The 12,153-nt window shown below is 61.6% G+C and carries 9 protein-coding genes; 5 read left to right on the top strand and 4 right to left on the bottom strand.

The window, feature by feature from the left end:
- Position 1 precedes the first annotated feature (1 nt).
- Both Q9451_RS12015 and Q9451_RS12010 read left to right on the top strand, forming a co-directional pair.
- On the top strand, positions 2-817 hold the full coding sequence (locus Q9451_RS12015) for a gamma-carboxygeranoyl-CoA hydratase (RefSeq protein ID WP_012273266.1): 816 nt from the start codon (positions 2-4) through the stop codon (positions 815-817).
- Positions 814-2,766 (top strand): acetyl/propionyl/methylcrotonyl-CoA carboxylase subunit alpha, encoded by a 1,953-nt coding sequence (locus Q9451_RS12010; RefSeq protein WP_345960932.1) that lies wholly within the window; start codon positions 814-816, stop codon positions 2,764-2,766. Before Q9451_RS12015 ends, Q9451_RS12010 begins: the two co-directional genes overlap by 4 nt.
- A 32-nt stretch (positions 2,767-2,798) precedes the next feature.
- Here the strand turns inward: Q9451_RS12010 and Q9451_RS12005 are convergent, their stop codons facing one another.
- Complete coding sequence (locus tag Q9451_RS12005) at positions 2,799-3,452, bottom strand: S24 family peptidase (protein WP_012273268.1); 654 nt, start codon at positions 3,450-3,452, stop codon at positions 2,799-2,801.
- 130 nt (positions 3,453-3,582) lie between these two features.
- Between Q9451_RS12005 and Q9451_RS12000 the strand changes: the two genes are divergently transcribed.
- The 3 genes from Q9451_RS12000 (at position 3,583) to Q9451_RS11990 (ending at position 6,260) form a co-directional block, all read left to right on the top strand.
- Complete coding sequence (locus Q9451_RS12000) at positions 3,583-3,897, top strand: hypothetical protein (protein ID WP_012273269.1); 315 nt, start codon at positions 3,583-3,585, stop codon at positions 3,895-3,897.
- Positions 3,898-4,329: 432 nt separating this feature from the next.
- Positions 4,330-4,845, top strand: a complete 516-nt coding sequence (locus tag Q9451_RS11995; protein ID WP_012273270.1) for a DUF4880 domain-containing protein — start codon at positions 4,330-4,332, stop codon at positions 4,843-4,845.
- A 161-nt stretch (positions 4,846-5,006) separates the two neighbouring features.
- Entirely contained in the window at positions 5,007-6,260 is a 1,254-nt protein-coding gene (locus tag Q9451_RS11990) for an arsenic transporter (RefSeq protein WP_012273271.1), read from the top strand.
- A gap of 168 nt (positions 6,261-6,428) precedes the next feature.
- On the opposite strand, the gene ltrA (Q9451_RS11985) is transcribed toward Q9451_RS11990, so the two are convergent.
- The 3 genes from ltrA (Q9451_RS11985) to ltrA (Q9451_RS11975) form a co-directional block, all read right to left on the bottom strand.
- Positions 6,429-7,850, bottom strand: a complete 1,422-nt coding sequence (gene ltrA / locus Q9451_RS11985; protein WP_024718247.1) for a group II intron reverse transcriptase/maturase — start codon at positions 7,848-7,850, stop codon at positions 6,429-6,431.
- A gap of 498 nt (positions 7,851-8,348) precedes the next feature.
- On the bottom strand, positions 8,349-9,770 hold the full coding sequence (gene ltrA, locus Q9451_RS11980) for a group II intron reverse transcriptase/maturase (RefSeq protein ID WP_024718247.1): 1,422 nt from the start codon (positions 9,768-9,770) through the stop codon (positions 8,349-8,351).
- A gap of 498 nt (positions 9,771-10,268) precedes the next feature.
- On the bottom strand, positions 10,269-11,690 hold the full coding sequence (ltrA, locus tag Q9451_RS11975) for a group II intron reverse transcriptase/maturase (protein WP_024718247.1): 1,422 nt from the start codon (positions 11,688-11,690) through the stop codon (positions 10,269-10,271).
- Positions 11,691-12,153 lie beyond the last annotated feature (463 nt).

Below are 12,153 nucleotides of genomic sequence, written 5' to 3'. Positions count from 1 at the left end.
CATGAGCGACTTCAGCACCCTCGAAGTGACCCGCGACCCGCGCGGTTTCGCCACCCTGTGGCTGAGCCGCGAGGACAAGAACAACGCCTTCAACGCGCAGATGATCCGCGAGCTGATCGTGGCCATCGACCAGTTGGCCGAAGACGCCAGCCTGCGCTTCGTGCTGCTGCGCGGCCGCGGCCGGCACTTCAGCGCCGGCGCCGACCTGGCCTGGATGCAGCAATCGGCGCAGCTGGACTTCAATACCAACCTGGATGATGCCCACGAACTGGGCGAGCTGATGTACGCCCTGCACCGCCTCAAGGCCCCTACCCTGGCGGTGGTGCAAGGTGCAGCCTTTGGCGGCGCGCTGGGTTTGATCAGTTGCTGTGACATGGCCATCGGCGCCGAAGACGCCCAGCTGTGCCTGTCGGAAGTACGCATCGGCCTGGCCCCGGCAGTGATCAGCCCGTTCGTGGTCAAGGCCATTGGCGAGCGTGCCGCGCGCCGCTATGCGCTCACCGCAGAGCGCTTCAGCGGCGTGCGCGCCCGCGAGCTGGGCCTGCTGGCCGAGGTGTATCCAGCCAGCGAGCTGGACGCCCACGTCGAAGCCTGGGTGAACAACCTGCTGCAGAACAGCCCACAAGCGTTGCGCGCCACCAAGGACCTGCTGCGCGAAGTGGACGATGGCGAACTCAGCCCGGCCCTGCGCCGTTACTGCGAAAACACCATCGCCCGTATCCGCGTCAGCGCCGAAGGCCAGGAGGGCCTGCGCGCCTTCCTGGAAAAACGCCGCCCCGCCTGGCAAACCGATGACAAGAAGGAGCCGCGCCCATGAGCCGCCCCGTTTTGACCACCCTGCTGGTCGCCAACCGCGGCGAAATCGCCTGCCGGGTGATGCGCACCGCCAAGGCCATGGGCCTGACCACCGTGGCCGTGCACAGCGCCACCGACCGTGACGCCCGGCACAGCCGCGAAGCCGACATCCGCGTCGACCTCGGCGGCACCAAGGCTGCCGAAAGCTACCTGCAGGTCGACAAACTGCTGGCCGCGGCCAAGGCCAGCGGCGCCCAGGCCATCCACCCAGGTTATGGCTTCCTGTCCGAGAACGCAGGTTTTGCCCGGGCCATCGAACAAGCCGGGCTGATTTTCCTCGGCCCACCGGCCAGCGCCATCGACGCCATGGGCAGCAAATCGGCGGCCAAGGCGTTGATGGAGGCTGCCGGCGTACCGCTGGTGCCGGGCTACCACGGTGAAGCCCAGGACCTGGACACCTTCCGCGCCGCCGCCGAACGCATCGGCTACCCAGTGCTGCTCAAGGCCAGCGCCGGTGGCGGTGGCAAGGGCATGAAGGTGGTCGAGGAAGAAAGCCAGCTGGCCGACGCCCTGGCCTCGGCCCAGCGTGAGGCGCAATCGTCGTTCGGCGACTCGCGCATGCTGGTGGAAAAATACGTGCTCAAACCGCGCCACGTAGAGATCCAGGTGTTCGCCGACCAACACGGCAACTGCCTGTACCTCAACGAGCGTGACTGCTCGATCCAGCGCCGCCACCAGAAAGTGGTCGAAGAAGCTCCCGCCCCCGGCCTCTCGCCAGAACTGCGCCGTGCCATGGGCGAAGCCGCAGTGCGCGCGGCACAAGCCATCGGCTATGTGGGCGCCGGCACCGTGGAGTTTCTGCTCGACGCCCGTGGCGAGTTCTTCTTCATGGAGATGAACACGCGCCTGCAGGTGGAGCACCCGGTCACCGAAGCCATTACCGGCCTGGACCTGGTGGCCTGGCAAATTCGCGTGGCCTGCGGCGAAGCCCTGCCGATCACCCAGGAGCAGGTGCCGCTGATCGGCCATGCCATCGAGGTGCGCCTGTATGCCGAGGACCCGGCCAGCGAATTCTTGCCCGCAACCGGCAAGCTGATGTTGTATCGGGAGTCGGCGCCAGGCGAGGGCCGGCGGGTGGACAGCGGGGTCAGCGAAGGCGATGTGGTGTCGCCGTTCTACGACCCGATGCTGGGCAAGCTGATCGCCTGGGGCGAAGACCGCGAGCAGGCGCGCCTGCGCTTGCTGGCCATGCTCGACGAGTTCGCCATTGGCGGGCTGAAGACCAACATCGCCTTCCTGCGCCGCATCCTGGCCCACCCGGCGTTTGCGGCGGCGGAGCTGGATACCGGCTTCATTCCGCGCCACCAGGCGGTTTTGCTGCCGGCACCACAGGCAATGCCAGCAGGTTTCTGGGAGGCGGCGGCCGAGGCATGGCTGCAAGGCCAGGCCGGCCATCACCGCGATGACGACTGCCATTCGCCGTGGGGTGAGTGCAACGGCCTGCGCTTGGGCCTGCCAGCGCGTAGCAGCCTGCATCTGGTGAGCGGCGGGCAGGATCAGGCGGTTGCCTTGGAACGCAGTGCTGCGTCTACCTGGCAGCTAACGGGCGAACAACTGCTGCATGACCAGGACGGCGTACGTCGTCAGCACCTGGCCATCCGCCGGGGTGGCACGCTGTATCTGCAGTGGGATGGCGAGATGCATGCCATCGAAGCCTTCGACCCGATCGCGCAGGCGGAAGCCAGCCACAGTCATCAGGGCGGGCTGGGTGCGCCCATGAACGGCAGCATCGTGCGGGTGCTGGTGGAACCGGGACAGGTGGTGGAAGCAGGCACCGCGCTGGTGGTGCTGGAGGCCATGAAAATGGAGCACAGCATTCGTGCGCCGCATTCAGGCACAGTGAAGGCATTGTTCTGCCAAGAAGGCGATATGGTCAGCGAAGGGACGGTGCTGGTCGAACTGGTGGAGTAAGGGTACGGGGGCCGCTTTGCGGCCCCGGCATTCTAGAAGGCGCCATGCACCCGCACGACCACACCGATAAACTCGCATCCCTCTTCACACAGGATTGTCGGATAGCGCGTATTCAGCGGCTTGAGCATCTTGTCGCCACCCTCTTCGACCAACTGCCGCAACACAGCAGGCCGCCCCGGCTGGCGCGCAATCACCAGCCTGCCGGGCTCTACCGGCAGGCCAGTATCCACCAATACGCGCATGCCCTCAGGAACACTCTTGCCGCTGGCTGCATTCATCGAGTCGTTTTCAACCAACAGCCAGAACGCATTACCTGCTGGCATGTAATCGGTCTGCTCGTTGGACTTGGCTGTTTCAGGCAAAGGCCCCTGCAAGTCGGACCAAGCCAACACCGGGAAGCGAAAGCTTGCATAAAGCAGCGCTTCGCCCGACACCGGCTGCTCGACTGCATAACGCCCAGGGGCTTCGCGCACGATGTTGCGCTCTACCACCATGACTTGTGCTTCCAAAAACACCAGGCCGAGTTTCTCGAGCTTTTCGTTGATGGTTTCCACCGTCGGCCGCCGCGTGCCGCGCAGCCAATGCCCCACGCCGCCCTGAGTCATGCCCAGGCGTTCAGCCAGCTTGAGCTGGCTGAGGTTATGTTCGCGCTTGTAGCGCTTGAGAAATGCGTTCCAGTTTTCCATGAGCGGCAACAATACGGACTGTATTACCCACAGCAATACACAATCTGAATTATTTATCTGATATCTAACAGTACAGATTGACCTATCCTGTATTTCCAGTGTGTTTGAAGGGAAATCAGAAGGTATCGCAATGAAACCACCGAAAAACGACGAAACAGATCTCGACAGCGAAGCGGCCCGCCGCGCTCTCGATTACTACCTCAACCCGAACCCGCCACGGCCCAGCCTGGACAACAAGATCTGGACGCTGCACGAAGGCGTAACCAACGACCAGGCCCAGCAGCATGCCATCGCCCTGCTGCGTTGCGCCGCTGCAACCGCCCAGGAAACCGCAAGCCACCAGCACGGTAGCCAGCGCGAGCTGACCTTCGCCCTGATGCACATGATGGACATGGCGCGGGCACTGCTGGAGCACAAAGGCGCCGGAGAACCGGTTTTCAAGTAATGAAGAAGGGAGAAAACGTGATGGCCTGGAACGGCAAATGCCCCGATTGCCGGGACAAGGAAGCGCATCGGTAAAACTTTTTTACCGAATTAGCGAAAATTCATTTGACTGGCAAATGATAACGATTATTATTGCACTCAGCTGATCGCGAGATCTGCTGGATAACCTGGAGCTTAGGTCGCTCTCAGATTATCTCCTCATCAGGCTAATCACGGTTTTTGACCCGGCTTTTTGCCGGGTCTTTTTTTTGGCTCTTCAGGCTAATGAAGATCGTGATGGCGCGCATGATAGCAAAGGTGTTTCAGGGCGTGAACGCTCATTACAAAACTTTGCGGAATCAGCACTTGAGAATCAATCTCGTTTCGCCTACGCTGATCACGCATCAGGGAAGATGCCCCCACCCCTCCCCCTTTATAGAGCAAGGAGCTGTCCATGACCCGTCTGCTGCTGCCCCTTGAACACCCTACCACTGCCGCCGAACACAATGCCGACGATGCCCTTCTACATGCCCTGAAACGGCTGCCACGGCGCGTGCAGCAGGTGTTTCTGCTCAACCGCCTGGACCAGCTGGACTTTGCCACGATCGCTAGCCGCCTTGATCTGCCACTGGCAAGCATTGAACGGAACATGGACCAAGCGCTGCAGGTGGGCCGCTCGCGCCGGGATGTACTGGCGAGTGTTGCCGGGCAATGGTATGTGCGCTTGCAGAGCCCACAGGTGACAGCGTGCGAGCGGATCGACTTCCGCCGCTGGCTGGATGCGGACCCGGCTAACTTGCAAGCGTTTCATGACACAGAGCTACGCTGGCGCAGCCTGCTGGCACCAGCACGACAACTGGGCCACGACGGCTGGTATCGGCAAGGCCGGGCTGCACTGTCGCTGGGTGGTTGCTCGATTGCGGTGGGGCTTGGCGTTACAGCCCTGGTACTGTTCGGCTTCTGGGCCTGATCCTCGCTTCAGCCGCCCAAACACTGCTCGCATACGCCCAGCAGGCTACTGTACATTGTCAAGGAGCGGCCGCAACCGCTTGCAATTGGGTTGAAACCGGCGCGTAAGACAGCTGCCGATCACGCCCCTGTTTCGCGCCCCCTCCCGGAAACCGCCCTTCCATGCCTGTCAGCGAAAACGCATCGATCATCTGGGTCGTAGCCGCCCTCGCCACTTGCGGCGTCATCCTGCGCCCCTGGCGTATTCCGGAGTACGCCTGGGCCATGGGCGGCGCACTGCTGCTGACCGCTCTTGGCCTGATCACGCCGCACAGCGCGCTGGCTGCGGTGGCCGAAGGCAGCGACGTCTACCTGTTCCTGATCGGCATGATGGTGCTGGCCGAGCTTGCTCGCCAAGAAGGCCTGTTCGACTGGCTGGCCCACTATGCCGTCCAACACGCGCGAGGATCGGGGCAACGGCTGTTCGACCTGGTGTTCCTGGTGGGCACGCTGGTCACTGTTTTTTTGTCCAACGATGCCACGGCCGTGGTGCTGACCCCGGCAGTCTACGCTGCGTGCAAGGCCGCCAAGGCCGAGCCTTTGCCGTACCTGTTCATCTGCGCCTTCATCGCCAACGCCGCCAGCTTCGTGCTGCCCATCTCGAACCCGGCCAACCTCGTGGTATTTGGCAGCCAGATGCCGCCGCTACTGGACTGGTTAAGACAGTTCAGCCTGCCATCACTGGCGGCAATTGCCCTGACCTACGTGGCCCTGCGCCTGTCTCAGCGCCGACAGATCCGCCAGCCGCTGGCCTTGAACGTTCAAACCCTGCCACTGAGCGCGGGCGCACGGTTGTGCGCAGTGGGTATCGCCTTCACCGCGGTCTTGCTGCTGGGCGCCTCGGCGCTGGACCAGGCGCTGGGGCTGCCGACATTCTGCGCGGGGGTAGCGACCACCGCCCTGATCCACCTGCGCCAGCGGCGCAGCCCGACGCCAGTGTTGCGCCATGTCGCGTGGGGCGTGCTGCCACTTGTAGCAGGCTTGTTCGTGCTGGTCGAAGCGGTCGCCCAAACCGGCCTGGTGGTGCGTCTTGCCCATGCGCTGGCGGCGCTCGCCGAGGGCTCGCCGAACACAGCCAGTTGGGTAGCGGGCACAGGGGTTGCTATTGCCAGCAACCTGATGAACAACCTGCCGACCGGGCTGATTGCCGGGGCCATGGGGTCGGTCGTCGAGTTGCCGCAGCAAACTACCGCGGCTTTGCTGATCGGCGTGGACCTGGGCCCGAATCTGTCGATTACCGGATCGCTGGCCACGCTGCTATGGTTGGTCGCGATCCGCCGTGAAGGAGAGCACGTGGGGGCCTGGCACTTTTTACGCCTGGGGCTATTGGTGATGCCCCCTGCCCTGGCTGCCGCGCTGCTGGCGTTGTGGGTGTAACCCAGCGCACGCCTGGGGCTCTGAAGCGGCGCTTGATCTAACCAGTGCTGAAATTGCCGGGTAAGCAGCCGCCAACCCAGCCATAGGTAAAAAACCCATCGAGTAGGAGGCGGCTTCACAGCCGCCGTCCTCTCACACCACCGTGCGTACGGTTCCGTACACGGCGGTTCAGGTTATACGGCTAAGCCGGTTTATCGTATCCAGTATCGAGACCAGTCCGAACCTATCCCATAGCCTCTTCGGTAGCGCCTGATTCACATGAGATGCTCCCGAGTTCCACCACGGGCCTCGGCCATTAAAGGCCGATTTACAGGCACGTTCTTCGCTCAGGCCCAGGCGCATCAGGTTGCGCGCCCTCGTTGAGGGCCGTTTCCATTGACGCCAGATGACGCAGCGAAGTTTATGCCTGACCCAACCATCCAATTTCTCAAGTGGGCGTTTGCTCTGGCTGAGCTTGAAGTAGCCAGCCCAGCCTCGCAGGACAGGGTTGATTCGCTCAATGACAGTCGCCACTTTGCGGGCCCTTACACTGCGTAGCAATATTCTGAGTCGGTCGCGTAAGCGCCCCAGGCTCATCGTTGCCACACGCAGCCTTGGTTGCTGGTGCCTGCTCATCCCGTAACCCAAGTAGTCACACTTCCAAGCCCCTGCTACTTGGCTCTTCTTCCGGTTCACCGTCAGTTTCAAACGATGGCACAGGAAGCGCTCGATACTGGCCAACACCCGCTCGCCCGCCCGAGGACTGCGCACATAAATGTTCGCATCATCGGCGTAGCGCACGAAGCGATGACCCCGCCGTTCCAATTCGCGGTCGAGCTCATCCAGAAGGATATTCGACAGCAACGGCGAGAGTGGGCCGCCTTGCGGTGTCCCCTCTTGCCGTTGGCTGACGATACCGCCCGACATGGCCCCAGCTTCAAGGTAGCGGCGGATGAGCCTAAGCACTCGCTTGTCTTCGACGCGACGCTGCAAGCAGGCCATCAGGATGTCGTGGTTGACCCGATCAAAGAACTTTTCCAGATCAAGCTCCACGCACCAGCGATGCCCCGCCGCCACATGGGAGCGGGCCAGTTCAACGGCTTGGTGAGCGCTTTTGCCCGGACGAAAACCGTAGCTGTAGTCCGAAAACAGCGGATCGAAGAGTAGCGTGAGTTGTTGCTGTAATGCTTGCTGGATCAGGCGATCCACGACGGTGGGGATTCCCAGTTGCCGTGTGCCGCCCTGCGGCTTGGGAATTTCAACCGCTCGCACTGCTTGGGGATGGTATTCACCGGCCAGCAACCTGGCCTTGAGGGTTGGCCAATACTGTTTCACGTAGCCCGCCAAGTCAGCGACCGTCATGCCATCGGCACCCGGAGCCCCCTTGTTGCTAACCACGCGTTGATACGCACGCCTGAGGTTGGCCGGTGCAAGCACCCGCTCCATCAGCGTGTCCGGCTCCGCGTTCGTCCACGTCGCTGACGCCGCCGGCACCTTTGCACTGTCAGGCATCACCCTCGGCTTCTGGCCGGGATTCGGAGTGACAGATTCCGTTGTAGGAAATTTCTGCATTACGGCTACCAACGAGACAGTGACGCCTACTGGCGGCATAACCTGTTCGGCCCTTGGTGGCGCGGTTAACCGCCACTTACTACGGCCTCGGCTGACTTCTGCACGCTCGTCCCGTCGCCTCTCGACGCTCGGTAGCACAGTGGCAAACGTGCAGATCTCCCAGGGTAATTCGCGTGACCTTCCTGCTTATGCCTGTCGGATTTACGTCACAGCGTCCCGTGCAAGTACTGGGCTTTGACGATTTGGGCCGCCTCACCCCGCTGTGCCGCCTCTATCCGCTTCCTGTTCGTCAGGCCAGCAGTTTGCCTCGGGCTTCCTTCAGATTCGCGGTCGCCCACGACACCCTTGCCTCTGGCTAACACTTCCCCTTGCCGGGTGTGTAGAGGACTTTCACCTCCAAGTCACCCGCTTTGGCCACCACAACCAAGCGGGTTGCGCTACGCGCAACGCGCCATGCCTGGCGCACATCGAGTAGGAGGCGGCTTCACAGCCGCCGTCCTCTCACACCACCGTGCGTACGGTTCCGTACACGGCGGTTCAGGTTATACGGCTAAGCCGGTTTATCGTATCCAGTATCGAGACCAGTCCGAACCTATCCCATAGCCTCTTCGGTAGCGCCTGATTCACATGAGATGCTCCCGAGTTCCACCACGGGCCTCGGCCATTAAAGGCCGATTTACAGGCACGTTCTTCGCTCAGGCCCAGGCGCATCAGGTTGCGCGCCCTCGTTGAGGGCCGTTTCCATTGACGCCAGATGACGCAGCGAAGTTTATGCCTGACCCAACCATCCAATTTCTCAAGTGGGCGTTTGCTCTGGCTGAGCTTGAAGTAGCCAGCCCAGCCTCGCAGGACAGGGTTGATTCGCTCAATGACAGTCGCCACTTTGCGGGCCCTTACACTGCGTAGCAATATTCTGAGTCGGTCGCGTAAGCGCCCCAGGCTCATCGTTGCCACACGCAGCCTTGGTTGCTGGTGCCTGCTCATCCCGTAACCCAAGTAGTCACACTTCCAAGCCCCTGCTACTTGGCTCTTCTTCCGGTTCACCGTCAGTTTCAAACGATGGCACAGGAAGCGCTCGATACTGGCCAACACCCGCTCGCCCGCCCGAGGACTGCGCACATAAATGTTCGCATCATCGGCGTAGCGCACGAAGCGATGACCCCGCCGTTCCAATTCGCGGTCGAGCTCATCCAGAAGGATATTCGACAGCAACGGCGAGAGTGGGCCGCCTTGCGGTGTCCCCTCTTGCCGTTGGCTGACGATACCGCCCGACATGGCCCCAGCTTCAAGGTAGCGGCGGATGAGCCTAAGCACTCGCTTGTCTTCGACGCGACGCTGCAAGCAGGCCATCAGGATGTCGTGGTTGACCCGATCAAAGAACTTTTCCAGATCAAGCTCCACGCACCAGCGATGCCCCGCCGCCACATGGGAGCGGGCCAGTTCAACGGCTTGGTGAGCGCTTTTGCCCGGACGAAAACCGTAGCTGTAGTCCGAAAACAGCGGATCGAAGAGTAGCGTGAGTTGTTGCTGTAATGCTTGCTGGATCAGGCGATCCACGACGGTGGGGATTCCCAGTTGCCGTGTGCCGCCCTGCGGCTTGGGAATTTCAACCGCTCGCACTGCTTGGGGATGGTATTCACCGGCCAGCAACCTGGCCTTGAGGGTTGGCCAATACTGTTTCACGTAGCCCGCCAAGTCAGCGACCGTCATGCCATCGGCACCCGGAGCCCCCTTGTTGCTAACCACGCGTTGATACGCACGCCTGAGGTTGGCCGGTGCAAGCACCCGCTCCATCAGCGTGTCCGGCTCCGCGTTCGTCCACGTCGCTGACGCCGCCGGCACCTTTGCACTGTCAGGCATCACCCTCGGCTTCTGGCCGGGATTCGGAGTGACAGATTCCGTTGTAGGAAATTTCTGCATTACGGCTACCAACGAGACAGTGACGCCTACTGGCGGCATAACCTGTTCGGCCCTTGGTGGCGCGGTTAACCGCCACTTACTACGGCCTCGGCTGACTTCTGCACGCTCGTCCCGTCGCCTCTCGACGCTCGGTAGCACAGTGGCAAACGTGCAGATCTCCCAGGGTAATTCGCGTGACCTTCCTGCTTATGCCTGTCGGATTTACGTCACAGCGTCCCGTGCAAGTACTGGGCTTTGACGATTTGGGCCGCCTCACCCCGCTGTGCCGCCTCTATCCGCTTCCTGTTCGTCAGGCCAGCAGTTTGCCTCGGGCTTCCTTCAGATTCGCGGTCGCCCACGACACCCTTGCCTCTGGCTAACACTTCCCCTTGCCGGGTGTGTAGAGGACTTTCACCTCCAAGTCACCCGCTTTGGCCACCACAACCAAGCGGGTTGCGCTACGCGCAACGCGCCATGCCTGGCGCACATCGAGTAGGAGGCGGCTTCACAGCCGCCGTCCTCTCACACCACCGTGCGTACGGTTCCGTACACGGCGGTTCAGGTTATACGGCTAAGCCGGTTTATCGTATCCAGTATCGAGACCAGTCCGAACCTATCCCATAGCCTCTTCGGTAGCGCCTGATTCACATGAGATGCTCCCGAGTTCCACCACGGGCCTCGGCCATTAAAGGCCGATTTACAGGCACGTTCTTCGCTCAGGCCCAGGCGCATCAGGTTGCGCGCCCTCGTTGAGGGCCGTTTCCATTGACGCCAGATGACGCAGCGAAGTTTATGCCTGACCCAACCATCCAATTTCTCAAGTGGGCGTTTGCTCTGGCTGAGCTTGAAGTAGCCAGCCCAGCCTCGCAGGACAGGGTTGATTCGCTCAATGACAGTCGCCACTTTGCGGGCCCTTACACTGCGTAGCAATATTCTGAGTCGGTCGCGTAAGCGCCCCAGGCTCATCGTTGCCACACGCAGCCTTGGTTGCTGGTGCCTGCTCATCCCGTAACCCAAGTAGTCACACTTCCAAGCCCCTGCTACTTGGCTCTTCTTCCGGTTCACCGTCAGTTTCAAACGATGGCACAGGAAGCGCTCGATACTGGCCAACACCCGCTCGCCCGCCCGAGGACTGCGCACATAAATGTTCGCATCATCGGCGTAGCGCACGAAGCGATGACCCCGCCGTTCCAATTCGCGGTCGAGCTCATCCAGAAGGATATTCGACAGCAACGGCGAGAGTGGGCCGCCTTGCGGTGTCCCCTCTTGCCGTTGGCTGACGATACCGCCCGACATGGCCCCAGCTTCAAGGTAGCGGCGGATGAGCCTAAGCACTCGCTTGTCTTCGACGCGACGCTGCAAGCAGGCCATCAGGATGTCGTGGTTGACCCGATCAAAGAACTTTTCCAGATCAAGCTCCACGCACCAGCGATGCCCCGCCGCCACATGGGAGCGGGCCAGTTCAACGGCTTGGTGAGCGCTTTTGCCCGGACGAAAACCGTAGCTGTAGTCCGAAAACAGCGGATCGAAGAGTAGCGTGAGTTGTTGCTGTAATGCTTGCTGGATCAGGCGATCCACGACGGTGGGGATTCCCAGTTGCCGTGTGCCGCCCTGCGGCTTGGGAATTTCAACCGCTCGCACTGCTTGGGGATGGTATTCACCGGCCAGCAACCTGGCCTTGAGGGTTGGCCAATACTGTTTCACGTAGCCCGCCAAGTCAGCGACCGTCATGCCATCGGCACCCGGAGCCCCCTTGTTGCTAACCACGCGTTGATACGCACGCCTGAGGTTGGCCGGTGCAAGCACCCGCTCCATCAGCGTGTCCGGCTCCGCGTTCGTCCACGTCGCTGACGCCGCCGGCACCTTTGCACTGTCAGGCATCACCCTCGGCTTCTGGCCGGGATTCGGAGTGACAGATTCCGTTGTAGGAAATTTCTGCATTACGGCTACCAACGAGACAGTGACGCCTACTGGCGGCATAACCTGTTCGGCCCTTGGTGGCGCGGTTAACCGCCACTTACTACGGCCTCGGCTGACTTCTGCACGCTCGTCCCGTCGCCTCTCGACGCTCGGTAGCACAGTGGCAAACGTGCAGATCTCCCAGGGTAATTCGCGTGACCTTCCTGCTTATGCCTGTCGGATTTACGTCACAGCGTCCCGTGCAAGTACTGGGCTTTGACGATTTGGGCCGCCTCACCCCGCTGTGCCGCCTCTATCCGCTTCCTGTTCGTCAGGCCAGCAGTTTGCCTCGGGCTTCCTTCAGATTCGCGGTCGCCCACGACACCCTTGCCTCTGGCTAACACTTCCCCTTGCCGGGTGTGTAGAGGACTTTCACCTCCAAGTCACCCGCTTTGGCCACCACAACCAAGCGGGTTGCGCTACGCGCAACGCGCCATGCCTGGCGCACCCAAAAAAAAAGAGGCCATTAAGGCCTCTTCTTTTT

Source organism: Pseudomonas sp. NY8896, assembly GCF_039634505.1.
The sequence above is the reverse complement of the archived record's forward strand: the minus strand, read 5'-3'. Positions and strand labels throughout refer to the sequence as shown.

Bases quoted from the DNA above. Each gene is read 5' to 3' on its own strand.
- Q9451_RS12015 (WP_012273266.1), top strand. From the start codon at position 2: ATGAGCGACTTCAGCACCCTCGAAGTGACCCGCGACCCGCGCGGTTTC.
- Q9451_RS12010 (WP_345960932.1), top strand. From the start codon at position 814: ATGAGCCGCCCCGTTTTGACCACCCTGCTGGTCGCCAACCGCGGCGAA.
- Q9451_RS12005 (WP_012273268.1), bottom strand. From the start codon at position 3,452: ATGGAAAACTGGAACGCATTTCTCAAGCGCTACAAGCGCGAACATAAC.
- Q9451_RS12000 (WP_012273269.1), top strand. From the start codon at position 3,583: ATGAAACCACCGAAAAACGACGAAACAGATCTCGACAGCGAAGCGGCC.
- Q9451_RS11995 (WP_012273270.1), top strand. From the start codon at position 4,330: ATGACCCGTCTGCTGCTGCCCCTTGAACACCCTACCACTGCCGCCGAA.
- Q9451_RS11990 (WP_012273271.1), top strand. From the start codon at position 5,007: ATGCCTGTCAGCGAAAACGCATCGATCATCTGGGTCGTAGCCGCCCTC.
- ltrA (WP_024718247.1), bottom strand. From the start codon at position 7,850: ATGCCGCCAGTAGGCGTCACTGTCTCGTTGGTAGCCGTAATGCAGAAA.
- ltrA (WP_024718247.1), bottom strand. From the start codon at position 9,770: ATGCCGCCAGTAGGCGTCACTGTCTCGTTGGTAGCCGTAATGCAGAAA.
- ltrA (WP_024718247.1), bottom strand. From the start codon at position 11,690: ATGCCGCCAGTAGGCGTCACTGTCTCGTTGGTAGCCGTAATGCAGAAA.